This is a genomic window from Flavobacterium maritimum, assembly GCF_040049085.1.
Lineage (GTDB): Bacteria > Bacteroidota > Bacteroidia > Flavobacteriales > Flavobacteriaceae > Flavobacterium > Flavobacterium maritimum.
This window is the reverse complement of record NZ_JBDLZY010000006.1, coordinates 415,012-438,390: the sequence shown is the minus strand read 5'-3', so window position 1 is coordinate 438,390 and position 23,379 is coordinate 415,012. Positions and strand designations below refer to the sequence as shown.

Sequence of the window (23,379 nt, the reverse complement as noted above, 5' to 3'; positions counted from 1 at the left end):
GTAATCCCTTTATTTTATTGGCTTTTTCGACCTTTTTTATATTATGTATTTATATACTTTTGGTTATACCCCTTATATAGTAAGCTCTAAAGACACCTTTAATGAAGGCGTAATCACTGTTAACTTCTGAAAACCCGTAATAATTCTGGACAAATAATGAATATTCGAACCCGAACCTAATATAATATAATCGTAATCGCTAATATATTTTAAAGCTTCTTTTGCTATTTGTTGTTTTTGTTCAACCTGCAATCCTTCTTTATCATTAACATCCCTTTCAAAAGCATAAATGGGTTGCTTACTGGCACCTCCATGCGTACGATGCAATAATTTTTCATTCTCCAAAAAGTTCAGATCCTTTCGAATTGTTACGGTTGAAACATTATGAGTTTCACATAAATCAATGACATTCACATATCCCTTTTTATTCAATTCATTCAGTATATCCTCTTGTCTTTTATTAATAATAGTCATACAACGTCTTTAATATTAAGGTTTATAATGGTTAAAGATACAAAAAAAGACAAAAATAAAAATAAATTCAATTTATCTTTTTGGTTTCGTTTAGTTTCATTAAGTTTGCTATTCGAAATCAATGTTATTAAAAATACATTAAAAACAATACATTATGAAACGTTCAGAGCAATTATCAAAATTAAACAAAACCAAAGAATGGGATGTAATTATAATTGGCGGTGGTGCAAGCGGACTGGGTACAGCACTAGACGCAGCAAGTAGAGGTTACAAAACAATTTTGGTTGAAGCAGTAGATTTTGCTAAGGGAACTTCCAGCAGAAGTACCAAATTAGTTCATGGCGGCGTGCGTTATTTAGAACAAGGAGACGTTTCTCTAGTAAAAGAAGCATTAAAAGAAAGAGGTTTAATGGCGCAAAATGCAGGTCATTTAGTTAAAAACCAATCTTTTGTAATCCCAAATTATAACTGGTGGGGTGGTTATTTCTATACTATCGGACTCACTATTTACGACTTACTAGCCGGACGATTAAGCTTGGGGCGATCAAAATACATTTCAAAGAAAAAAACTATTGAGTTACTACCTACTGTTGAAACAAAAGGTTTAGTAAGTGGTGTAATCTATCACGACGGACAGTTTGATGATTCTCGTTTAGCCATTAACTTAGCACAAACCGCAGTAGAAAAAGGAGCTTGTCTTATAAACTATACCAAAGTAATCAATTTATTAAAAGACGATACGAATCAGGTGACCGGCGTTCAGGTAGAAGACCAAGAATCTGGAGAGACTTACGATATAAAAGGAACCGCAATTATCAACGCAACAGGTGTTTTCACCAATGCCATAATGAAACTAAACGACACCGTGTATAAAAAATACATTGTTCCAAGTCAAGGAATTCACCTTGTTTTCGACAAATCTTTCTTGCCCAGTGACCATGCCCTAATGATTCCAAAAACAAGCGATGGAAGAGTTTTATTCGCCGTGCCTTGGCATAATAAAATTGTGGTTGGAACTACGGATACTTTGATCAAAAAACACAGTTTAGAACCCATCGCATTAGAAAGCGAAATTGAATTTGTTTTAGAAACCGCACAACGATTCTTGGTAAAAAAACCAACAAGATCTGATGTCCTTTCCGTTTTTGCCGGCTTGCGTCCTTTGGCAGCACCAAAAGAAGAAGGAAAAAGTACCAAGGAAGTTTCCAGAAGTCATAAAATAATTGTTTCTGATACAGGATTAATAACTATAACCGGAGGAAAATGGACTACTTACAGAAAAATTGCTGAAGACATTATAGACAAAGCAATTACGGTGCGTCACTTGCCCAAAAAAGAATGTAAAACAGAGCACATTGCCATTCATGGAAACAAAGTAACGAATACTTTAGACCGAGAAAACCATTTATACATTTACGGATCTGATATTCCCAAAATATTAGAATTACAAAATAGCGAAGTCGAATTAAAAGAAAAACTACATCCAAACTATGAATATACCATGGCAGAAGTAGCGTGGTCCATCCGTTATGAAATGGCCAGAACCATAGACGACATTCTGGCAAGACGTGTTCGTTTATTGTTTCTAGACGCACCTGCAGCTATAGCCTCTTCAGAAAAAGTGGCTAAATTACTAGCTAAAGAACTGGGATATGACGAAGCCTGGATTAAAAAACAAGTATCCGAATTCAAAACACTTGCAAACGGATTCCTTTTGACCGAATTTCAATAAAATTCATTAACTCTATTATATAACCATGCAAAACAAATTAATTTTAGCACTGGACCAGGGAACCACCTCATCCAGAGCAATCGTTTTTAACCATGACGGAGAAATTGTAAGCCTCTCCCAAAAACCTTTTGAACAAATATTTCCAAAACCAGGTTGGGTCGAACACGATCCAAACGAAATTTGGTCCTCTCAAATTAGCGTAGCCGCCGAAGTAATAGCAAAAGTTGGGATTTCCGGCAAAGAAATAGCAGCCATTGGGATTACCAATCAACGAGAAACTACTATTGTTTGGGACAGAGAAACAAGCGAACCTATTTACAACGCAATTGTATGGCAAGATCGTAGAACTGCAAAATATTGTGACGAATTAAAAGCACAAGGATATACTGACATGATCAAGAAAAAGACAGGTCTAATCTTAGATGCTTATTTTTCCGGCACAAAAGTAAAATGGATATTAGACAATGTAGAAGGCGCCCGCGAAAAAGCAGAACAAGGAAAACTATGCTTTGGAACGGTAGACACTTGGTTAATTTGGAAACTTACCCGTGGCAAAATGTTTATGACAGACGTTTCTAATGCCAGCCGAACTTTACTATTGAATATCCATACTTTAGAATGGGATGATGAACTACTGGAATTATTCAATATTCCAAAATCTATGTTGCCTGAAATCAAACAAAGCAGTGAAATTTACGGAGAAACTTGCACTACCTTATTCTCTACAAAAATTCCAATTTCGGGAGTTGCAGGTGATCAACAAGCAGCTCTTTTCGGTCAACTTTGCACAGAACCCGGAATGGTTAAAAACACATACGGAACCGGTTGCTTCATGTTAATGAATACTGGGGACAAACCGGTTTATTCCACAAATAATTTATTGACAACGGTGGCTTGGAAAATCGACGGAAAAACAACTTACGCTTTAGAAGGAAGTGTCTTTGTAGGAGGAGCGGCTGTACAATGGCTGCGAGATGGTGCAAAAATGATTGATTCTGCCGAAGAAATCGAAATCTTAGCGCAAAGTGTACCTGACAATGGCGGAATTTATTTTGTTCCTGCACTAACCGGTTTAGGTGCGCCACATTGGGATCAATATGCCAGAGGTGCAATTGTAGGTATTACAAGAGGTACTACAAATGCTCATATTGCCCGTGCCACTCTAGAAGGAATCGCTTACCAAGTTTATGACCTAGTTAAAGCAATGGAAGCTGATTTTGGCAAAAAAGGAAAAGAATTAAGAGTCGATGGTGGTGCCGTTGCCAATAATTTGCTGATGCAATTTCAATCAGACTTATTTGGTTTTAATGTAATCCGACCAAAAACATTAGAAACAACTGCTTTAGGAGCAGCCTACCTAGCTGGATTAGCCGTTGGATATTGGAAAAGCGTAGATGATTTACAGCAGCAATGGTCTATAGACCGTGTATTTTTGGCAGAAATGCCCGAAATAGAAGTAAATAAATTAGTAAAAAACTGGGATAAAGCCGTAGGACGTGCTTCAAACTGGACTGAGGAATAAAGTATAAATTACAAAATATTAAGATATGACCCCATTTATTGCAGAAATCCTCGGTACGATGCTGATGATTCTATTAGGCAACGGAGTAGTTGCAAATGTAGTTCTTAAAGGAACTAAAGGAAATAATTCAGGCTGGATAGTCATCAGTACAGCCTGGGCATTTGCCGTTTTTGTAGGCGTCACCGTCGCAGGCCCCATTAGTGGAGCTCATTTAAATCCAATTGTAACACTTGGTTTAGCCCTAATCGGTAAATTCGCCTGGAACCAAGTTCCTACCTATGTTATTGCCCAACTAATCGGCGCGATGTTAGGAGCATTTTTAGTATGGTTATCTCATAAAGATCACTTTGCCGCAACGGAAGACGAAGCCGGAAAATTAGCTTGTTTTTCTACAGGACCGGCCATCAGAAAAGCTTCTTCGAATCTTATTAGTGAAATCATTGCCACTTTTGTATTAATTTTTGTGATTTTTTATATTTCAGGTCCCGAACTTACCATCTCCTCTGATGCCGGAGCTACAATTGGCTTAGGAACTATGGGAGCACTGCCTGTATCTATTTTAGTGTGGACAATTGGTTTGTCTTTAGGAGGAACAACTGGATACGCTATAAATCCAGCGAGAGACTTAGGCCCGCGAATCATGCATGCCCTCTTGCCGATAAAAGGAAGTAGCGACTGGGGTTATGCCTGGATTCCGATTGTTGGCCCAATAATAGGGTCCAGTTTAGCAGCTGCTTTATATCTGGTACTGCTCTAACCTCACTTATAAAACATACAATAAATCATGAAAAATTTATTTTTTTCCTCTTTAATCACAATTATAGGGTTAGCTGGATACGCTCAAAAAACAACGGTTTCCGATAGCGTTTCAGCCCCTACAGAAGCAGCAAAACCAAGCCGTTTAGACTTTAATGTGGAAATAAAAACAAGCCACCTTTGGAGAGGATTAGTCATAAACGGCAGCATGACCTCCATGGGAAATATCCATTATGCTTTAGACAAAAAACAAAACTTAACAATAGGTGTTTGGGGCGGAAACGGATTTGACGGTAACTATAAAGAAATTGATTATTACATTCAATATCAAAGTAGCGGCTTTTCAATAGGACTTTGGGATTTATTCAACACTACAAATGTTGAAAAACCAGAAGTATTTAATTACGATAGAAAAACAACTACGCACATCATTGATTTTAGAACTTCCTACCAATTTCCAAAGGAGTTTCCTTTACGAATAGAAGCTGATATTATACTTTATGGAAATGACCGCGAATTAATTTCAAATCTGGATTATAAAAACAGATATTCGACTTATGTGGAATTAGGATATCCTTTATTGGAAAATAAAAAAATTGCTTTGGACGCTTATCTGGGAGCTGGATTTGCTCTTGATGGAAAGTCCCATTTATATACTAATGAACCAAACAGCAACTTTGACATTGTAAATACCGGAATCAAAGCCTCTAAAAACATTACTGTTTTACATTACAAATTACCGGTTTCTGCAGTAGCAATGTGGAATCCTACCCTTAAAATTGCCAGAGTGCAACTTGGAGTGGCATTGTTCTGATTTTTTATATAAATAGCTTTTGGTTTGTTTCCTCTAAGTGCTCTTTTAGAAATGGAAGAGCGCTTTTTTTATTTAAGAAATAAAAACACAAAACATTGTTAATTCTTAATCTGACATCTTGTCATATTTATTGAAATTGCTTTATCTTTGCGCTTTGACTATACATGATGGAAAAGATTATTGAAGAAAGCAAACAAGGTGAAAGTCTTGTTTTAGAGAATAAACCTGAGAATACTAAAAAACTGTTTATAGAAAGTTACGGCTGCGCGATGAATTTTTCGGACAGTGAAATTGTGGCTTCCATTTTATCTGAAAACGGATTCAATACAACCCAAACTCTGGAAGAAGCTGATTTGGTTCTTGTCAACACTTGTTCTATACGAGACAAAGCTGAACAAACCATTCGCAAACGTTTGGAAAAATATAATGCTGTGAAACGCATTAATCCAAAGATGAAAGTAGGTGTTTTAGGTTGCATGGCCGAACGTTTGAAAAGCCAATTTCTGGAAGAAGAAAAAATTGTGGATCTGGTTGTTGGTCCTGATGCCTATAAAGACTTACCTAATTTATTGAGCGAAGTTGAAGAAGGTCGTGATGCAATTAACGTGATCTTGTCGAAAGACGAAACCTATGGAGATATTTCTCCCGTGAGATTAATGAGCAACGGAATTACCGCTTTAGTTTCTATCACACGTGGATGCGATAACATGTGTACGTTTTGCGTGGTACCTTTTACCCGTGGACGTGAACGCAGCCGTGAACCGCAAAGTATCATGAATGAAATTCAGGATTTGTGGGGCAAAGGGTTCAAGGAGATTACACTTTTGGGTCAGAATGTCGACAGCTACCTATGGTACGGCGGCGGTTTGAAAAAAGATTTCGAGAATGCTACCGAAATGCAGAAAGCAACTGCAGTTGACTTTGACCAACTGCTGGAAATGGTAGCGGTTGGTTTTCCGAAGATGCGTATTCGCTTTTCGACTTCCAATCCACAAGATATGCATGAAAGTATTTTGCATGTGATTGCCAAACATCCTAATATTTGTAAACATATTCATTTGCCAGTCCAGTCAGGAAGCAACAGAATCCTTACAGCAATGAACCGTTTGCATACGCGTGAAGAATATATGACTCTGATCGACAAAATCAGATCGATTATACCCAATAGCTCCATCTCACAAGACATGATTTCTGGTTTCCCAACAGAAACCGAAGAAGATCATCAGGACACTTTGAGTTTAATGGAATATGTAAAATATAATTTCGGTTATATGTACTCCTATTCAGAACGTCCTGGAACTTTGGCCGGAAGAAAAATGGAAGATGATGTACCTGAAGAAACCAAAGCCCGAAGATTGCAGGAAATTGTTGATTTACAACAAAAACATGCTTGGTCACGTTCTGAGGAATTCATTGGCCAAATCGTGGAAGTTTTGGTAGAGAAATTTTCAAAGAAATCTAAAGACGAATTTTCAGGAAGAAATTCACAAAGCATTACAGTAGTTTTCCCAAAAGAAGATTATAAAATAGGTGATTTTGTGAATGTAAAAATCACTTCTTGTACCAGCGGAACTTTAAAAGGAGAAGCAGTTGGATTAAGTGATATGAATTAAAAAAATTTAGAACAAATGTCTAAAAAAAACATAATAATTGGTTTGATTGCTTTTATCGTTGGATTTGGCGCTACGTTTTATATCATTAGAACTTATTTTCCAAAACATAAAGTTGAAAAAGCAGCTCCATTGAAAGACACTCTTGCAAAACCAGAATAACAAATTATTGCGAATAGAATATTTTAAATTAGAAAAGTTTAAAGTTTAAGATTTAAAGTTCTCATGATAACTATAAATCTTAAACAAGAAAACTTTAAACATAAAAACATGGAAACAGTTCAAGCTATAAAACAACGATTTGAGATTATCGGGAATGATCCGAAGCTTAATCGTGCCATAGAAAAAGCGATTCAGGTCGCTCCTACTGACATTTCAGTTTTGGTCATTGGAGAAAGTGGTGTTGGGAAAGAAAGTATTCCAAAAATCATCCATTCGCTTTCACACAGAAAACACGGAAAGTACATTGCCGTGAACTGTGGAGCGATTCCGGAAGGAACGATTGACAGTGAACTTTTCGGACATGAAAAAGGAGCTTTTACAGGTGCCACCAGTACTCGTGAAGGCTATTTTGAAGTGGCCGATGGCGGTACTATTTTCTTGGATGAAGTAGGTGAATTACCATTGACCACCCAAGTGCGATTACTTCGTGTTCTGGAAAACGGAGAATTTATAAAAGTAGGATCTTCTCAAGTACAAAAAACCAATGTACGTATCGTGGCTGCAACCAATGTGAATTTATTTAACGCTATCGAAAAAGGTAAATTCCGTGAAGATTTGTATTATCGTTTAAGCACTGTAGATATTACTTTACCTCCATTGCGTGAACGAAAAGATGACATCCACTTATTATTTAGAAAATTCGCCTCTGATTTTGCTCATAAATACAAAATGCCTCCATTAAAATTGGATGAAGGCGCTGTAGAACTACTGCAAAAATTCCGTTGGAGCGGAAACATCCGTCAGTTACGAAACGTAGCAGAACAACTTTCCGTTTTAGAAACCAATCGCGATATTTCGGCAGCAACTTTACAATCATATTTACCTATGGAAGGAAGCAATTTGCCATCCGTAATAAAAGACAAGAAAAGCGATAGTGATTTTAATACCGAAAGAGAAATTCTGTACAAAGTTCTTTTTGACATGAAAAGTGATTTACATGATTTAAAGAAACTGACTTTAGAATTGATGCAAAACGGAAGTTCCAAAGTTCAGGAAACCAATCAGAATTTAATCAAGAAAATATACGGTTCAAAAGAAGGCGACAGCGAAATAGAATTCGAAGAGGAACCAAGAGCGACTTTAATAGCATCACCGCAAAACAGTCAAGGAGATTATCAGGACCAAGATGATAACTTTCTGTTTGCCGAAACAGTTGAAGAAGAAGAGGAAACTTTGCGTTTAGAACAAAAAGAAATCGAAATGATTAAGAAGTCACTAGAGAAAAACAAAGGAAAACGTAAGGCGGCAGCAGATGAATTAGGGATTTCCGAAAGAACTTTATATCGAAAAATTAAACAATTTGATTTGTAATTAAAACAAGCCAATGATCATAAACACATTAAAAACCCTTTTCAACAGAGACCTTACAAAATTAAAATCTGAAATTGAATTGTATGAAAATGAAAATACGATTTGGCTCGTTGAAAAAGGAATAACAAATTCGGCAGGAAATTTAACCCTACATTTAATAGGCAACCTAAACACCTACATTGGTGCTGAAATTGGCAAAACAAATTATATAAGAAATAGAGCGCTTGAATTTTCTCAAAAAAATATCCCTAAAAAGGAATTGATTAAATCCATTGAGGAAACCATTATAATGATTGAAAACGCACTTCATAAAATAACGGAAGAGGACTTAAAAAAAGAATATCCAGTTTTAGTTTTTGAAAAAAAAACATCGACCGAATATTTATTGATTCATCTGAGCACGCACTTGGCATATCATCTGGGACAAATAAACTATCATAGACGAATGATGGATAATAATTAAATAATATCTTTGATTTTTTTAAAACTAAAATGAAACAAATAAAATACATTCTTTCAATCCTTACCGTTTTTACATTGTCGAGTTGTTCGGTTTACAACTTTACAGGAACAGGAAAAATTGACGCTAAAACTTTTCAGGTAAATTTCTTTCAGAATAATGCAGACTTAATCGAACCAGGAATTGACAGAAGATTTACGTTGGAGCTTCAAGATTTAATTCAGAATCAAACCAATTTGAATTTAGTTACTAATGGAGCCGATTTAGTTTACGAAGGAGAAATTGTCGACTACAGAATAAGCCCAATGACCGCAACAGCCGATCAGCAAGCTTCTCAAAACCGTTTAAAAATTCGAGTTAATGTCCGGTTTACCAATAAAAACAAAGAGGCTGATGATTTTCAGAAAACATTTGAGTTTTATTATGATTATCCAGCCGCACAACAACTTGTAGGTGCTACTTTAGACAGTGCGTTGAAAGAAATATTTGAGAGAATAACACAGGATATCTTTAATGAATCATTGGCAAAATGGTAAATAAAGTGTTGATTCGGTTATTTGTTTGATTCGGTTAATCGGAGAACAAATAAACGAATAACCAAATAAACGAATACCTCATTATGAACATAACTGATTATACTTACTTAATTAACAAGCCAGACACAATAACCGAAAAGCAAACCGAAGCTTTAGGAAATGTACTGGACGAGTTTCCTTATTTTCAAAGTGCACGGGCATTGCGTTTAAAAGGACTATATAACCAAAATAGTTTCAAGTATAATTTTGCATTAAAAGTTACTGCAGCGCATACTGCTGACAGAACGGTTTTATTTGATTTTATCACTTCAGATTCATTTACTGCCATTCAAAAAGGATATTATGATAAAAAAATATCAGAACTTCTTGACATTAATGTAGTTGACAGCGAAATAGTTCTTAGCCAAGAAAAAACGGAACCCATAAACAAGTTAGAGCAATCTATTCTTACCTCCATCAAAGAGTCTTCTACTTCAGAAGCTGATGAAAACACCAAAATTGCTGAAGAAAAACTGGAAATTGGAAAGCCTTTGGATTTTTCAAAAAACGAACAACATTCTTTCCAAGAATGGCTTCAACTATCCAGAACACAACCTATAGAACGAAAACCAGAGCCTGAAAAAATAGTTGAACCATTGCCAATTGATGAGACCAAAAAGAAAAAAGCGGAATTAATTGACAAATTTATTGAAACCAGCCCTAAGATTTCACCTATAAAGCAAGGACCAATCCCAACACCGACATTCAATATAAATAATGATGATAATTCTTATTTAATGACTGAAACTTTAGCTAGGGTTTATTTGGAACAAAAAAAATATCAAAAAGCAATTCAAGCATATGAAATATTAATTTTGAAATATCCAGAAAAAAGTAGTTTCTTTGCAAACCATATTTCAGACATTAAGATTTTACAACAAAATAACAATAATTAAACAATGAGCACATTTTCAATTTTTTTAGTTTTAATAACAATAGTTTGTTTTCTATTGATCGTAGTAATAATGGTTCAAAACCCTAAAGGTGGCGGATTATCTTCTGCAATAGGCGGATCTCAAATGTTGGGTGGAGTACAAAAAACAACTGACTTTTTAGATAAAAGTACTTGGACATTAGCAACTATACTTATTGCTCTTATATTGCTTTCAAGTTTAAGTTTCACAGGTTCATTAAGCGATACCGATTCAAAAATTATTGAAAAAACAGAAACTACTGCTCCTGTAGCTCCAGTTCAAAACACACCTGGTGCAACAACTCCAGCGAAATAATTTTTACCCTTATACAATGATGCCAGCCTGTCAAAGCTGGCATTTTTTTTAGGAAAAATTGTCAGTTTTCATAGGGTGGCACAATTTCTGAAATCTCGTTTGCAATCATTTAAAAATATAAAAAAACATAAAATCATGGCTTTAAACATTAAACCTCTTTCAGACCGTGTTCTTATTGAACCAGTAGCTGCTGAAACTAAAACTGCGTCAGGGATTTTTATTCCAGATACCGCTAAAGAAAAACCACAAAAAGGAACTGTTGTTGCTGTAGGAAATGGCACAAAAGACCACACAATGACTGTGAAAGTTGGTGATACCGTTCTTTACGGAAAATATGCCGGTACAGAATTAAAACTAGAGGGTAAGGATTATTTGATAATGAGAGAAGACGATATTTTAGCAATTATCTAAAATCAAAGTAAATCAACAAACGAATTAACAAATAAAAATAAAAATGGCAAAAGATATAAAATTTGATATTGAAGCACGCGACGGTTTAAAACGCGGCGTTGATGCATTGGCAAATGCTGTAAAAGTAACTTTAGGACCAAAAGGTCGTAACGTAATTATCGGAAAAGCTTTTGGAGGACCAAACGTAACTAAAGATGGTGTTACTGTTGCTAAAGAAATTGAATTGAAAGACCCATTAGAAAACATGGGAGCACAAATGGTTAAAGAAGTGGCTTCAAAAACCAATGACTTAGCCGGTGACGGAACAACTACTGCTACAGTATTGGCACAAGCTATCGTAAAAGAAGGTTTAAAAAACGTTGCTGCAGGTGCTAATCCGATGGATTTAAAAAGAGGAATAGACAAAGCTGTTGAAACAATCGTAGCTGACCTAGCAAAACAATCTAAAGTAGTAGGAAGTGATTCTGAGAAAATAAAACAAATTGCTTCCATTTCTGCTAATAATGACGAAGTAATCGGTGAACTGATTGCTGCTGCTTTCGCAAAAGTAGGAAAAGAAGGAGTTATCACTGTTGAAGAAGCTAAAGGAACTGATACTTATGTAGATGTTGTGGAAGGAATGCAATTTGACCGAGGATATCTTTCACCTTATTTTGTTACCAATCCTGAAAAAATGGAAGCAGAATTAGAAAGCCCATACATCCTTTTGTATGACAAAAAAGTTTCTTCTTTAAAAGAATTACTACCCGTTTTAGAACCGGTTGCACAATCAGGAAAACCATTATTGATTATTGCAGAAGATGTTGACGGTGAAGCTTTATCTACTTTGGTGGTAAACAAATTACGTGGTGCATTAAAAATTGCTGCTGTAAAAGCACCTGGTTTTGGAGACAGAAGAAAAGCAATGCTAGAAGATATTGCCATCTTAACCGGAGGAACTGTTATCTCTGAAGAAAGAGGGTACACTTTAGAAAACACAACAATCGAAATGTTGGGTACTGCAAAAAGAGTAACAATCGACAAAGACAACACAACTATTGTAAGCGGAGCTGGTGATGCTGATACTATCAAAAATCGTGTAAACCAAATCAAAGGTCAAATGGAAACAACGACTTCTGATTATGATAAAGAAAAGTTACAAGAGCGTTTGGCTAAATTAGCCGGAGGTGTAGCTGTTCTTTACGTTGGTGCTGCTTCTGAAGTTGAAATGAAAGAGAAAAAAGACCGTGTTGATGATGCACTTCATGCTACACGTGCTGCTGTTGAAGAAGGAATTGTTGCCGGTGGTGGTGTAGCACTATTAAGAGCTAAAAACGCACTAAGCACTGTAATTGCAGACAATGCCGATGAAGCAACAGGAATTCAAATCGTATCTCGTGCAGTTGAAGCTCCTTTGAGAACAATTGTTGAAAATGCGGGTCTTGAAGGTTCTGTAGTTGTAGCAAAAGTGGCTGAAGGTTCAGGTGATTTTGGATACAATGCTAAAACAGACGAATATGTTGATATGCTTAAAGCAGGTATTATCGATCCTAAAAAAGTAACACGTGTAGCATTGGAAAATGCGGCATCAGTTGCTGGAATGATATTAACTACAGAATGTGCTTTAATTGACATTAAAGAAGAAAATGCCGGCGGAAACCCAATGGGTGGCGGTATGCCAGGAATGATGTAAAATACTCATCTATATTACAATAAAAATGCCCCAAAATTTTGGGGCATTTTTTTATACTTATATTTTTATTTTTTATACTTATATTTTTTCTACTGGTCTTTTCTTAATCAATTTAAATAAAACAGGCAATGTAGATATCAATACTATACCAATTACAATAAATTCTATATGCTCTTTTAAATCGATTCCAAATCCTAGAAAAACACCATATAAATAATGTCCTGAAAAGATTAAGATAAAAGACCATAAAAAAGAACTCAAAACATTATAAAACATAAATTTTTGTTTATCCATAGATACGATACCTGCTACAATTGGTGCAAAAGTTCTGAAAATAGGCAAAAAACGAGCAAAAATAATAGCTTTTCCTCCGTACTTTTCGAAGAAATCTTTCGATTGCAACAAATACTTCTTCTTAAACCAAAAAGTGTCTTCTTTTTTAAATAAATAATATCCACTCTTTGCTCCAAACCAATAACCAACTGTATTACCGATAATTCCAGCAATAGCAACTAAAACAGACAACAAAACAACATTTATAAAATCACTTTCAATAGACACCATGTTCTCAATTAAATCACGGCTGTAAATTCCTGCAAGGAAAAGCAAACTATCGCCAGGTAGAAAAAAACCTGCAAAAAGCCCTGTCTCTGCAAAAACTATAAATAAAACAATATATAAACCTATTTGAATACCTCCAACGTTTAAAGTAATGTAAAATTCCGGATTAAGTAATTGTGTCCAATCAAAATTATTCATAAAGTGATTTGTAATTTAATTTGTAATCGTGTGAAAGTAATAATAATTTACCTTAACCACAATTTATTGTTGCTTTTTAAAGTTTAATTAACGCACGAAAGAACTTTAATTAAATCGAAAAACTAAGATTTCGCATCTCAATAACAACTTTATCATACTAAGAAAAAATAAAAGCCCAAAAAATAAATTTTGGGCTTTCAAATTATTGTCTTTCATACAAGCAACAATGGTGTAACTTTTCATAATCGGCATCTGTGGCCTTTACTTGATCGGTATCATGTCCCACTTTTGCAATAGCTCTTTTCACATCCAACGGAGAACATTTTTCTTCATTTAGAATCAAACTCAATTGATGTGTTTCTATATTCCAAACCGCTGATTTCACTCCATCAACAGAAAAGGCCGCTTTTTGAATTCGTTTTTGACATTGTTCACAATTGCCATTTACCTCAAAAGTGTACTTGGCATTTTTATTTTTTCTCTCTTGCGCATGAGTCGAAAAACCCACAAAAGTTACTAATAGTGCTATAATTATATTATTGATATTCATTGATATTATTTTTTATTAATTCTTATTTTATTTTAAATCGTAATCCAGCGTAATACATCTGGCCAAAAACTGGCGCATATACAATTGAAGCATCAAAATTGGGTCCAAAAGGATCATCAGAACCAAGAATAGCTTTTTCTTGCTTATAATTCCCAATATTCTCTCCACCAATATACACTTCAAATGTGGAAGAAAAAGTTCTTGTAATTTGTGCATTCATTAAAGAATAGGAAGGCGAAAACTCCGGTAACCTATCATTCACTGGATTAGTCGATGTATTTGGTAATTGTTGTTGACCAATCCAATTGAAGGTGTAATCAAATTTCCATTGCTTCCCTTTATCACCAATATGAGTTTCATATTCTAAATTTCCAAAAAAACGATGTTTGGCCTGTAATGGTCTTTGAAATGTTCCGGATAAATAATCCGTTTGAATATCATAAAATTTATAAGCCGAACGAAAATTAAAATGTTTCACTAATTCATAATTGAACTCCAATTGTAAACTATTCGCATAGGATTTTCCGTCCAAGTTATAAAACAAAACCTGTTGTGGACTTTGCATCAAATCTACAACAGCTTGATTTTGAAAATCGGTGCGATACAAATCAAATCCAATATCAGCACTTTTTCCAAATAGCATAAAAGCTTGCGTAAAACTCAACCCATAATTCCAGGCAATTTCAGGATTCAGCCCATAGATTTTTCCGCTAGTATCTAAAATATCGAAGTTTCTGGAACTGGCAAAAAGCTGTTGGTTTTCGGCAAAAATATTTGCACTTCGCTTTCCTCTTCCTGCAGAAAAACGCAATACGGCTTTCTCCCATGGATTGTACCTCATGTGCAATCTCGGCGTTACAAATGTCCCTAAACGATTATGATTGTCAACCCTTCCTCCGAGAATCACACTAAAATTATCGCTGTTATCATAGGTGTATTCGAAAAAAGCACCAACAGAATTATCAATTCTGCTAAAATCATTTACATTAATAAATTCCTGGTATTTATCATATGTGAAATTTAACCCTGCGGCAAATTTATTCATAGTGTTATTGATAATCGAATTGAAAATCAAATTTGAATAAAAACTGCTTTGCTTGATATTATACTGATTCAAACCAAAATATGACTGTTGATTATGACTGTCAAAAGCATTTTGAAAACCAATACTCTGATACGGCATATCTTTGAATACATATCCAATTTTTGTGGAAATATCCAGTCGTTCCGTATTGATTTCCGAACCCCAATAATTAGTCGTTCCTTTATCCGTATCTGGATCAAAGTCCAACTCTCCGGTTTGTTTTTCATCATTCATATAACGAAAATTAATGAAACTAACCCAGCCTTTTTCAGGATTGTAATATTGGTATCTGTTAAGAACATTGATTTGCTTAGCCAATGGATTATCTAAAAAACCATCATTATTCATGTCGGTTTTAGAAACACGTGTATTCCCGTGCGCAAACAGACTCGTACTCCATTTATCCGATAATTTTTTATTGAAATGTGTATTCAATTCAAAACGAGAATCAGTCGAACCATAAGCATTCAGAAAAAAAGGAATGTCATTTATAGGCTTCAACAATTCAGTGTTGATTTGACCAGAAATACTTTCATAACCATTCACAACACTTCCCGCCCCTTTTGTAATTTGGATACTCTCGACCCAGGTTCCAGGCGTAAATGACAACCCATAAGCCTGAGAAGCTCCACGGACAGACGGTATATTTTCTTCGGTAATCATCAAATATGGACTGGTCAATCCCAGCATTTTGATTTGTTTTGTCCCCGTTAAAGCATCTGAAAAATTGACATCTATGGACGGATTGGTTTCAAAACTCTCGGCCAGATTACAACAAGCTGCCTTAAGTAATTCTTTACTGGTTATAATTGTTGTATTACCAGTAACAGTATAGGATTTTTGAATTCCTTTTCGCTTTTTGACGACTTTGACTTCATTTAGTTTTTCTTCATTTATATTTTCTTGAGAAAAAACAGAAATAGAAAGCAAAGCCATAACAATAAGCATTGTTATTTTTTGCATATAAAAGATTTTAATGTTTGTAAAAAGTAGGTTCAAACCACAAAAAATGGTTTGGCTTTTATAAAAACATTAAAATTAGGCGTAGAAAATATATTGGCTGTACAGCTTAAAAAGCGGTAAGACATTTGCATCACAATAATAGAAGAAAGCTGTATCGGCAGGGCTTGGTCCATCAACTACCAAAGGCGCTTCTACAGTTTGTTTTTCCGGAATTAAAAAAGTAGTATGAGGCTCAAATGAAAAAACTTTTACAATTGCTGTATCTGATTTTTTTTCGAACTTAACTTCTTTGTCTTTACAACAAGGTTCCTTTTCAGAAACAAATTTGTCGCAACATTTCTTTTCAGAAACAACAGGAGTCACTTCTGAATTAAGGGAAACAGAAGCAATTTGATCTCCACAATAATGAACATTAAAAGCCATTCCTACATTGGAAACCAATAATAGAAAAACTAAAAATAAACTAGTGCATTTTTTGATATTCATGTCGCTAAAATAATAAATTATTCAAATCTACAATTCAAATTCATGTTAAAATTACAACTCAAATTCCTGACCCATTAATGGAACACAACAATCAAAACCAAACTTCTCTTGAATTTTTATCCGAAGCTCATCTGCCGGCTGATTCTCTCCATGAACTAAAAAAACCTTTTTAGGTTTCTCTTCTAATTCAGAAAGCCAATTGATTAAATCCTTTTGATCCCCATGAGCAGACAACCCTTGTATTTCAAGTATATTTGCTACAACTGGATAATATTTTCCACGAATCTTTATCTCCTTGGCTCCTTCTAATAACTTCCTTCCTCGCGTTCCTTCCGCTTGATAGCCAACAATAATTACTGTTGTTTCCGGCAAACCAATATAATGTTCTAAATAACTCAAAACACGTCCTCCGGTTACCATCCCACTTGCCGCAATAACCACCTTTGGATGTTCATCAAAAATCACGTTAATTGTTTCCTGATAATCCGAAACCAAAATAAACATTTTACTCATTGCCTCGCAATCTGACAATGATAACTTATGCCACTTTTTATTAACAGAAAAAATATCCAACGCATTAATCCCCATAGGCGTATCAATTATATAAGAAATATTAGGAATCCTCCCTTCTTCCCTGAGCTGCCACAGCAAATACATAATCGTTTGCGCCCGTTCAACTGCAAAACTTGGGATTATAACTGTCCCTCCTTTATCGACTGTATTGTTAATAAATGTTTCCAATTCTAATTTCGTATCCGTATCAGGATGCAGACGATTGCCATATGTGCTTTCTAAAAAAACATAATCTGCTTTTTTTGGCTTGGTGGGCGGATACATCAAAACATCATTATCACGTCCGATATCTCCAGAAAAAAACAAAATCTTATTTTCAAGTTTCAACTCAATACTACAAGCACCCAAGATATGCCCTGCATTAACAAAAACTGCCGAAATTTCAGCATCCAGAGAAATTGGTTCATTCGTTTTAATTACCCTAAAAAACGGAAAAACTTCTTTGGCCTGATCAACTGTATACAGCGGCTCAGCTACTTTATGTTTGGAAAATTTTCCTTCGTTAGCAAGACGAGCTTCTTCTTCTTGAATTTTAGCACTATCCAAAAGGATTAATTTCGAAATATCTTTTGTGGGACTGGTACAATATATTTTTCCTTTAAAACCCTGACTGACCAATCTGGGCAACCAACCACAATGATCTAAATGACCATGGGTAAGTAATACAAAATCTATAGTTGAAGGAAGAATTGGCAAAGGTTCCCAATTGAGTTCTCTCAAAGGTTTAATCCCCTGAAATAATCCACAATCTATCAATATCCGAATTCCGTTACTTTCTATCAAGGTTTTAGAACCGGTAACAGTTCCTGCGCCACCAATGAATTTTACTTTCATAATTATATAGTATAAGTTAGAACCAATTAAACAGGATTCTTCATTATATACACTTACACAACTCCGAAGCCTCTCTCATTACATTTTTTATACGAATAGAACTCAATCCAATTTTCCCAAGACTCTCAGAATTATTGATTAACTCTTTTGCTAAAATAACATCCAAAATCAACAACTTTTCTTTTTCAGAAATAGACAATGTCGTTAAGCAGGTTACCGGATAAAGACATTCAAAGTCATTTTTGGTTTTTAAATTATTACCCTCAGGATAATTCCAACTCAATAAACTCAAACTTGAACATTTTGCAAAACTGATTGCGTCTTCTGTAAATCTATTATTGGTAACAATCCAACATTTAGAAACTGTATCTTTAATACTAAAAATAGGATGATGCCTTTCTTTTAAATCATTAAAGCGAGACAAAATATACATTGGGACTTTCACATCAGAAGCAGCATCTCTACCCGCATGGTATTTACATTCTACCATAGCTATGGCATTGTTCTTTTTGACCAATACATCAATTTCGTGTGAAACGCACTTACCTTGTAAAATTAAGTTAGTTACTGTCTGATAATGATCGGACGCAAAAATACGGGCTATATATTTTTCAAAGAAAAAACCGGCAGGCCCCAATAATCGTATCGCTTCTCTTAAATTATAACGCGCTGCATGAGCGTTGGCTGTTTTTTTTAAAAGCGCAAAAGCCATTTTATAAATTTGCTTCGTACTAATACCTTCGTAGATTTGACTTTTGATAGATTGCAAAATATTCTCCACCACTTGATTACTCGCTCCTGACTTCAAAAGCGAATTTTTAAGTTTTTCGGGATTAAAATCAACAATATTTCCGGAATGCTTTACTATTTTCATGTCTCAGCTGTTTGATAAATAACACAATCAAAACTTCCTTTAAAGATACAAAAAACAGACTATTTATTTTGTTTTTGATAATAAAATGCCGGAACAAAAACGATCACAAAAATGGGCTGAATTAAAAAACGCCGAACATAGAAGAGCATCAAATTATTATGTTCTTCATAAAAATAAATAATTAAAAAAAAGAGACTAATTAAAACCAAAAAGAAAAAACCGTATAAAACAGAAGTGAACCGAATAATATCAACATCTTTAAAAAGAATATAAAGAATTCCTAATGAGAAAACCGTATTCAAACCATATCGGAACAGCAGCCCAAAAAACAACTTCACAGCATCGTATTTTGGTAATGGCAAGGAATTAAAATCTTTTTTAAAATATGCTAAAAAGGGATCATAAAACAATTCATCTTCAAAAGCACGAACTAAAGCCAAAAGAAATACAAACACTAAAAAAAGAAGAATTCTCCAGATATTCTGACGTAATTTATTTCGCATACTTAGAAAATTTATTCACCCAAATGACCCATAAAATAAAAACCACACCATAAATAAACAACGGAAAAACAACTCCATGCAGAAAATGCTCCTGTTCCGGAAAGCGCATCATCAAAATAGTTAAAAACACTATGCGTACGATATTTAAAACATAAATCAGGACACTTCCTCCAAAAACAAAAAACAAAGTAGCTTTTAATTTTCCTGAAAAGGCAACTACAAAAGAAATAAACAAAATAATAACACTTACAGCGTTGCAACCTTCAATAATTCGGGCCAAATAATTCTGTTGATAGAATAACTTGAAAAAAAGACCCGATTCATCTTCAACAACTTTTGCTTCAGCATCAAATAAACGAAGTAGCTGTTCCGTATTTAGAGCCACCATTTTAGTAATCGAATCCATTTTGTTTTCTACAAAACTATTAAGATAGCCTTGATACAAAAGGGTAAGCGCAATATACACCAAAAAAAAAGTACCAAGAAAAAACAAAAACGGTTTATAGCGAATAAAATATTTTTTCAAAATCTATTTTTTAACAAATTTATATAATTTTTAAAAATGGCTTTAGATACTTTTGCATAAAACAAAAAATATGACATTTCAGGAATTACAACCAAAAGTAACAGAAATCACCTCAAATACAACACTATCCAGAGACGAAAAACTATTGAATATTTGCAAGCTTCTAAACGAGAACGTCGAATATTACAATTGGGTAGGTTTTTATTTTGCCAATCAAGCCACCAAGACCCTTCATCTGGGGCCTTATGTAGGTGCAGAAACAGACCATACTGTAATTCCATTTGGAAAAGGAATATGCGGACAAGTAGCTGTTTCCAATGAAAACTTTGTGGTTCCGGATGTAGCGGCACAAGACAATTACATTGCATGCAGTTTTACAGTAAAATCTGAAATTGTTGTTCCTTTATTTGTAAACGGCGAAAATATAGGTCAAATAGATATTGACAGTCATGTGCTAAATCCTTTTACTGAAGCCGACGAACAATTTTTAGAGTTTGTAAATCAGGAAATTGCAAAGTTATATACTGATTCAAAATAATTCATAATTCATAATTCATAATTCATAATTATTTTCTACTTTTGCAGCCGTCTTACAATAGCTGTCTGACATACATAAAAATCATTAAAAAAATATTGGAATGTATTTAACTAAAGAGATTAAAGAAGAAATCTTCGCTAAACACGGAGGAAAAGCAGAAAACACTGGTTCTGCAGAAGGTCAAATCGCGTTATTCACTTACAGAATTAGCCATTTAACTGAGCACTTGAAAAAAAATCGTCATGATTACAACACAGAGCGTTCATTAGTATTGCTAGTAGGTAAAAGAAGAGCTTTGTTGGATTACTTGAAGAAAACAGAGATCAACAGATATCGTGAGATTATTAAAGTATTGGGTATTAGAAAATAATCAATATACTAAAGAGGTGCGAAAGTGCCTCTTTTTGTTTTTACTATTTAAAGAATTCCTCTAGCTCCTACTAAGGCTGGAGGCAAAAAAAAGTTTGGTTTTTCATTGGGTTTTAGGCATTAACTACGCACAACAACAACTACAACACAACTAAAACCCATTGTTTAATCAATATCAAAATTTATGATTCCAAAAGTTTCAAGAGAAATTATCGATTTAGGAGATGGCAGAAGCATCTCAATCGAGACAGGAAAATTAGCTAAACAAGCTGATGGTTCTGTAGTAGTACAAATGGGAGACTCTATGTTGCTTGCAACAGTAGTTTCTGCCAGAAAAGCTAGTCCGGGAGTGGACTTTTTACCATTAACGGTAGATTACCGTGAAAAATTTGCAGCAGCAGGTCGTTTTCCTGGTGGATTTTTCAAAAGAGAAGCAAGACCAAGCGATAGCGAAGTTTTAACTATGAGATTAGTTGACCGTGTTTTACGTCCACTTTTCCCAGATGATTATCACGCAGAAACACAAGTAATGATTCAGTTAATGTCTCATGATGAAAATGTTATGCCTGATGCATTAGCAGGTCTGGCTGCTTCAGCTGCTTTAGCGGTTTCAGATTTACCTTTTTCAACTTTAATTTCAGAAGTTCGTGTAGCACGAATTGACGGAAAATTCATCATCAACCCAAGTCGTGCTCAATTAGAATTATCTGATATCGACATGATGATTGGTGCTTCAAAAGACTCTATCGCCATGGTAGAAGGAGAGATGAAAGAAATCTCAGAAAAAGAAATGGTAGAAGCAATTAAGTTTGCTCACGAAGCCATTAAAGTACAAATTGAAGCTCAAGAACGTTTGCAAGTTGCTTTTGGTAAAAAAGAAATGAGAACGTACGAAGAAGAGAAAGAAGACCAAGCTATTTATGATAAAGTAAAATCCGCTTCTTACGATTTATGTTACGCTATTGCAAAAGAAGGAACAGCGAAACACGAAAGAACAGCTCAATTTGCTGACGTTAAAGAAGTAGTAAAATCTTTATTTACAGAAGAGGAATTAGCTGAAAACGGTGATTTAGTTGGAAAATACTTCTACAAAACACAAAAAGAAGCAGTTCGTAATGTAATCTTAGATTTAGGTTTACGTTTAGACGGAAGAAAAACTACTGAAATCAGACCAATCTGGGCTGAAGTAGATTATTTGCCATCTGTTCACGGTTCTGCAATCTTTACACGTGGAGAAACTCAAGCATTGGCAACAGCAACTTTAGGAACATCTAGAGAAGCAAACCAAATTGACTCTCCATCTGAACAAGGAGAAGAAAAATTCTACTTACACTATAATTTCCCTCCATTCTCAACTGGAGAAGCAAAACCTCTAAGAGGAACTTCAAGAAGAGAAGTTGGTCACGGAAACTTAGCACAACGTGCTTTGAAAAACATGATCCCTGCCGATTGTCCTTACACTATCCGTATTGTATCTGAAGTATTGGAATCTAATGGTTCTTCTTCTATGGCTACAGTATGTGCCGGTACATTATCTTTATTAGATGCAGGTATCCAAATGATTAAACCAGTTTCTGGTATTGCCATGGGACTAATTACTGACGGAGACAGATTTGCTGTATTGTCTGACATCTTAGGTGACGAAGATCACTTGGGAGACATGGACTTTAAAGTAACCGGAACTGCTGATGGGATTACAGCTTGTCAAATGGATATTAAAATCGAAGGATTAGCCTATAACATCATGGAAGAAGCATTAGCTCAAGCTCGTGATGGTCGTTTGCATATCCTTGGAAAAATAACTGATGTTATGGCTACACCAAGACAAACAGTTAAAAAACATGCTCCGAAAATCATTACCGTAACCATTCCTGGAAACTTTATTGGTGCGTTGATTGGACCTGGTGGAAAAGTAATTCAAGAATTACAAAAAGCTACAGGAACAACTATTGTTATCAACGAGGTGGATGAGCAAGGTGTTGTTGAAATTCTTGGGACAAATCCTGATGGAATTGAAGCTGTTTTACGCAAAATCGACTCATTAACTTTCAAACCACAAGTTGGAGAAGCATACGAAGTGAAAGTAATAAAAATGCTTGACTTTGGAGCAGTTGTAGAATATACGGCAGCACCAGGAAACGAAGTATTGCTTCACGTATCAGAATTGGCTTGGGAGCGTACAGAAAATGTTTCTGACGTAGTTAAAATGGGTGATGTATTCCAAGTTAAATATCTTGGTGTTGATCCTAAAACCAGAAAAGAAAAAGTGTCAAGAAAAGCACTTTTGCCAAGACCTCCACGTGAGGAGAAAAAAGAGTAATCAGATCTTAGTTTACTAAAGGTTTATTCATAGGAAACCCCAATTCATGTATTTGAATTGGGGTTTTTCATTTTATTTAAATTATTTTTAAAATTTTAGAGATTACATAAAAAGCACCTTCTAAAAACAAAAATTAAACATTTTTTTTAAAATTTGTTTAATTAATGCTTTTTATGTCAATAATTTCTGTATTTTTATCCTTAAATTCAGAA

The 23,379-nt window shown here is 34.8% G+C and carries 25 protein-coding genes; 16 read left to right on the top strand and 9 right to left on the bottom strand.

All coding sequences use genetic code 11. From position 1 onward, the window contains the following. Nucleotides 1-72: 72 nt before the first annotated feature. Nucleotides 73-474: a DeoR/GlpR family DNA-binding transcription regulator gene (locus ABEB23_RS15235; RefSeq protein ID WP_348813465.1), complete on the bottom strand. Its 402-nt coding sequence runs from the start codon at nucleotides 472-474 to the stop codon at nucleotides 73-75. A gap of 154 nt (nucleotides 475-628) precedes the next feature. On the opposite strand from ABEB23_RS15235, the gene ABEB23_RS15230 reads away from it, so the two are divergent. From ABEB23_RS15230 to groL, 13 genes are all read left to right on the top strand, one after another. Next, nucleotides 629-2,206, top strand: a complete 1,578-nt coding sequence (locus ABEB23_RS15230) for a glycerol-3-phosphate dehydrogenase/oxidase (protein ID WP_348813464.1) — start codon at nucleotides 629-631, stop codon at nucleotides 2,204-2,206. A 25-nt stretch (nucleotides 2,207-2,231) separates the two neighbouring features. Then, on the top strand, nucleotides 2,232-3,728 hold the full coding sequence (gene glpK, locus ABEB23_RS15225; RefSeq protein ID WP_348813463.1) for a glycerol kinase GlpK: 1,497 nt from the start codon (nucleotides 2,232-2,234) through the stop codon (nucleotides 3,726-3,728). Nucleotides 3,729-3,753: 25 nt separating this feature from the next. Beyond that, entirely contained in the window at nucleotides 3,754-4,485 is a 732-nt protein-coding gene (locus tag ABEB23_RS15220) for an MIP/aquaporin family protein (protein WP_348813461.1), read from the top strand. Between the two features lie 27 nt (nucleotides 4,486-4,512). Beyond that, nucleotides 4,513-5,298, top strand: coding sequence for a hypothetical protein (locus tag ABEB23_RS15215; RefSeq protein WP_348813459.1), 786 nt, complete (start codon nucleotides 4,513-4,515; stop codon nucleotides 5,296-5,298). Between the two features lie 167 nt (nucleotides 5,299-5,465). After that, on the top strand, nucleotides 5,466-6,911 hold the full coding sequence (miaB, locus tag ABEB23_RS15210; RefSeq protein WP_348813475.1) for a tRNA (N6-isopentenyl adenosine(37)-C2)-methylthiotransferase MiaB: 1,446 nt from the start codon (nucleotides 5,466-5,468) through the stop codon (nucleotides 6,909-6,911). Nucleotides 6,912-6,926: 15 nt separating this feature from the next. Next, a complete protein-coding gene (locus ABEB23_RS15205; protein WP_348813458.1) occupies nucleotides 6,927-7,070 on the top strand; it encodes a hypothetical protein in 144 nt (47 codons plus the stop codon). A gap of 108 nt (nucleotides 7,071-7,178) precedes the next feature. After that, complete coding sequence (locus ABEB23_RS15200) at nucleotides 7,179-8,441, top strand: sigma-54 interaction domain-containing protein (RefSeq protein ID WP_348813457.1); 1,263 nt, start codon at nucleotides 7,179-7,181, stop codon at nucleotides 8,439-8,441. A gap of 13 nt (nucleotides 8,442-8,454) precedes the next feature. Beyond that, entirely contained in the window at nucleotides 8,455-8,904 is a 450-nt protein-coding gene (locus ABEB23_RS15195; protein WP_348813456.1) for a DUF1572 family protein, read from the top strand. 29 nt (nucleotides 8,905-8,933) lie between these two features. Then, nucleotides 8,934-9,437: an LptE family protein gene (locus ABEB23_RS15190; protein WP_348813455.1), complete on the top strand. Its 504-nt coding sequence runs from the start codon at nucleotides 8,934-8,936 to the stop codon at nucleotides 9,435-9,437. Nucleotides 9,438-9,520: 83 nt separating this feature from the next. Beyond that, complete coding sequence (locus ABEB23_RS15185) at nucleotides 9,521-10,372, top strand: tetratricopeptide repeat protein (protein ID WP_348813454.1); 852 nt, start codon at nucleotides 9,521-9,523, stop codon at nucleotides 10,370-10,372. Between the two features lie 3 nt (nucleotides 10,373-10,375). Continuing rightward, nucleotides 10,376-10,705: a preprotein translocase subunit SecG gene (gene secG, locus ABEB23_RS15180; RefSeq protein WP_348813453.1), complete on the top strand. Its 330-nt coding sequence runs from the start codon at nucleotides 10,376-10,378 to the stop codon at nucleotides 10,703-10,705. A gap of 135 nt (nucleotides 10,706-10,840) precedes the next feature. Next, entirely contained in the window at nucleotides 10,841-11,116 is a 276-nt protein-coding gene (locus ABEB23_RS15175; RefSeq protein WP_348813452.1) for a co-chaperone GroES, read from the top strand. 43 nt (nucleotides 11,117-11,159) lie between these two features. Then, nucleotides 11,160-12,788 (top strand): chaperonin GroEL, encoded by a 1,629-nt coding sequence (gene groL, locus ABEB23_RS15170; protein ID WP_348813451.1) that lies wholly within the window; start codon nucleotides 11,160-11,162, stop codon nucleotides 12,786-12,788. Between the two features lie 78 nt (nucleotides 12,789-12,866). Here groL and ABEB23_RS15165 read toward each other — a convergent pair whose 3' ends face one another. From ABEB23_RS15165 to xrtF, 8 genes are all read right to left on the bottom strand, one after another. Next, nucleotides 12,867-13,547: a DedA family protein gene (locus tag ABEB23_RS15165; protein ID WP_348813450.1), complete on the bottom strand. Its 681-nt coding sequence runs from the start codon at nucleotides 13,545-13,547 to the stop codon at nucleotides 12,867-12,869. Nucleotides 13,548-13,749: 202 nt separating this feature from the next. Next, nucleotides 13,750-14,097 carry a heavy-metal-associated domain-containing protein gene (locus ABEB23_RS15160; protein WP_438861679.1) on the bottom strand — a complete coding sequence of 116 codons (348 nt, stop codon included), beginning with the start codon at nucleotides 14,095-14,097 and terminating at the stop codon, nucleotides 13,750-13,752. A gap of 22 nt (nucleotides 14,098-14,119) precedes the next feature. Beyond that, nucleotides 14,120-16,144 (bottom strand): TonB-dependent receptor plug domain-containing protein, encoded by a 2,025-nt coding sequence (locus ABEB23_RS15155; protein ID WP_348813449.1) that lies wholly within the window; start codon nucleotides 16,142-16,144, stop codon nucleotides 14,120-14,122. A 75-nt stretch (nucleotides 16,145-16,219) separates the two neighbouring features. After that, a complete protein-coding gene (locus ABEB23_RS15150) occupies nucleotides 16,220-16,630 on the bottom strand; it encodes an HYC_CC_PP family protein (protein WP_348813448.1) in 411 nt (136 codons plus the stop codon). 51 nt (nucleotides 16,631-16,681) lie between these two features. After that, a complete protein-coding gene (locus tag ABEB23_RS15145) occupies nucleotides 16,682-18,037 on the bottom strand; it encodes an MBL fold metallo-hydrolase RNA specificity domain-containing protein (RefSeq protein WP_348813447.1) in 1,356 nt (451 codons plus the stop codon). Nucleotides 18,038-18,080: 43 nt separating this feature from the next. Then, a complete protein-coding gene (locus ABEB23_RS15140) occupies nucleotides 18,081-18,911 on the bottom strand; it encodes an ATP cone domain-containing protein (RefSeq protein WP_348813446.1) in 831 nt (276 codons plus the stop codon). Between the two features lie 59 nt (nucleotides 18,912-18,970). Continuing rightward, entirely contained in the window at nucleotides 18,971-19,414 is a 444-nt protein-coding gene (locus ABEB23_RS15135; protein ID WP_348813445.1) for an exosortase F system-associated membrane protein, read from the bottom strand. Beyond that, nucleotides 19,404-19,940 carry an exosortase family protein XrtF gene (xrtF, locus tag ABEB23_RS15130; RefSeq protein ID WP_348813444.1) on the bottom strand — a complete coding sequence of 179 codons (537 nt, stop codon included), beginning with the start codon at nucleotides 19,938-19,940 and terminating at the stop codon, nucleotides 19,404-19,406. The genes ABEB23_RS15135 and xrtF overlap by 11 nt, the downstream gene beginning before the upstream one ends. 70 nt (nucleotides 19,941-20,010) lie before the next feature. Between xrtF and ABEB23_RS15125 the strand changes: the two genes are divergently transcribed. The 3 genes from ABEB23_RS15125 (at nucleotide 20,011) to ABEB23_RS15115 (ending at nucleotide 23,167) form a co-directional block, all read left to right on the top strand. Then, complete coding sequence (locus ABEB23_RS15125; RefSeq protein WP_348813443.1) at nucleotides 20,011-20,478, top strand: XrtF-associated fRMsr-like GAF protein; 468 nt, start codon at nucleotides 20,011-20,013, stop codon at nucleotides 20,476-20,478. A 100-nt stretch (nucleotides 20,479-20,578) separates the two neighbouring features. Next, nucleotides 20,579-20,848 carry a 30S ribosomal protein S15 gene (gene rpsO / locus ABEB23_RS15120; protein WP_348813442.1) on the top strand — a complete coding sequence of 90 codons (270 nt, stop codon included), beginning with the start codon at nucleotides 20,579-20,581 and terminating at the stop codon, nucleotides 20,846-20,848. Nucleotides 20,849-21,031: 183 nt separating this feature from the next. After that, complete coding sequence (locus tag ABEB23_RS15115) at nucleotides 21,032-23,167, top strand: polyribonucleotide nucleotidyltransferase (protein WP_348813441.1); 2,136 nt, start codon at nucleotides 21,032-21,034, stop codon at nucleotides 23,165-23,167. Nucleotides 23,168-23,379: the final 212 nt, after the last annotated feature.

Excerpts from the sequence above, each read along its gene's own strand:
- ABEB23_RS15235 (WP_348813465.1), bottom strand. The coding sequence starts at position 474 with ATGACTATTATTAATAAAAGACAAGAGGATATACTGAATGAATTGAAT.
- ABEB23_RS15230 (WP_348813464.1), top strand. The coding sequence starts at position 629 with ATGAAACGTTCAGAGCAATTATCAAAATTAAACAAAACCAAAGAATGG.
- glpK (WP_348813463.1), top strand. The coding sequence starts at position 2,232 with ATGCAAAACAAATTAATTTTAGCACTGGACCAGGGAACCACCTCATCC.
- ABEB23_RS15220 (WP_348813461.1), top strand. The coding sequence starts at position 3,754 with ATGACCCCATTTATTGCAGAAATCCTCGGTACGATGCTGATGATTCTA.
- ABEB23_RS15215 (WP_348813459.1), top strand. The coding sequence starts at position 4,513 with ATGAAAAATTTATTTTTTTCCTCTTTAATCACAATTATAGGGTTAGCT.
- miaB (WP_348813475.1), top strand. The coding sequence starts at position 5,466 with ATGGAAAAGATTATTGAAGAAAGCAAACAAGGTGAAAGTCTTGTTTTA.
- ABEB23_RS15205 (WP_348813458.1), top strand. The coding sequence starts at position 6,927 with ATGTCTAAAAAAAACATAATAATTGGTTTGATTGCTTTTATCGTTGGA.
- ABEB23_RS15200 (WP_348813457.1), top strand. The coding sequence starts at position 7,179 with ATGGAAACAGTTCAAGCTATAAAACAACGATTTGAGATTATCGGGAAT.
- ABEB23_RS15195 (WP_348813456.1), top strand. The coding sequence starts at position 8,455 with ATGATCATAAACACATTAAAAACCCTTTTCAACAGAGACCTTACAAAA.
- ABEB23_RS15190 (WP_348813455.1), top strand. The coding sequence starts at position 8,934 with ATGAAACAAATAAAATACATTCTTTCAATCCTTACCGTTTTTACATTG.
- ABEB23_RS15185 (WP_348813454.1), top strand. The coding sequence starts at position 9,521 with ATGAACATAACTGATTATACTTACTTAATTAACAAGCCAGACACAATA.
- secG (WP_348813453.1), top strand. The coding sequence starts at position 10,376 with ATGAGCACATTTTCAATTTTTTTAGTTTTAATAACAATAGTTTGTTTT.
- ABEB23_RS15175 (WP_348813452.1), top strand. The coding sequence starts at position 10,841 with ATGGCTTTAAACATTAAACCTCTTTCAGACCGTGTTCTTATTGAACCA.
- groL (WP_348813451.1), top strand. The coding sequence starts at position 11,160 with ATGGCAAAAGATATAAAATTTGATATTGAAGCACGCGACGGTTTAAAA.
- ABEB23_RS15165 (WP_348813450.1), bottom strand. The coding sequence starts at position 13,547 with ATGAATAATTTTGATTGGACACAATTACTTAATCCGGAATTTTACATT.
- ABEB23_RS15160 (WP_438861679.1), bottom strand. The coding sequence starts at position 14,097 with ATGAATATCAATAATATAATTATAGCACTATTAGTAACTTTTGTGGGT.
- ABEB23_RS15155 (WP_348813449.1), bottom strand. The coding sequence starts at position 16,144 with ATGCAAAAAATAACAATGCTTATTGTTATGGCTTTGCTTTCTATTTCT.
- ABEB23_RS15150 (WP_348813448.1), bottom strand. The coding sequence starts at position 16,630 with ATGAATATCAAAAAATGCACTAGTTTATTTTTAGTTTTTCTATTATTG.
- ABEB23_RS15145 (WP_348813447.1), bottom strand. The coding sequence starts at position 18,037 with ATGAAAGTAAAATTCATTGGTGGCGCAGGAACTGTTACCGGTTCTAAA.
- ABEB23_RS15140 (WP_348813446.1), bottom strand. The coding sequence starts at position 18,911 with ATGAAAATAGTAAAGCATTCCGGAAATATTGTTGATTTTAATCCCGAA.
- ABEB23_RS15135 (WP_348813445.1), bottom strand. The coding sequence starts at position 19,414 with ATGCGAAATAAATTACGTCAGAATATCTGGAGAATTCTTCTTTTTTTA.
- ABEB23_RS15125 (WP_348813443.1), top strand. The coding sequence starts at position 20,011 with ATGACATTTCAGGAATTACAACCAAAAGTAACAGAAATCACCTCAAAT.
- rpsO (WP_348813442.1), top strand. The coding sequence starts at position 20,579 with ATGTATTTAACTAAAGAGATTAAAGAAGAAATCTTCGCTAAACACGGA.
- ABEB23_RS15115 (WP_348813441.1), top strand. The coding sequence starts at position 21,032 with ATGATTCCAAAAGTTTCAAGAGAAATTATCGATTTAGGAGATGGCAGA.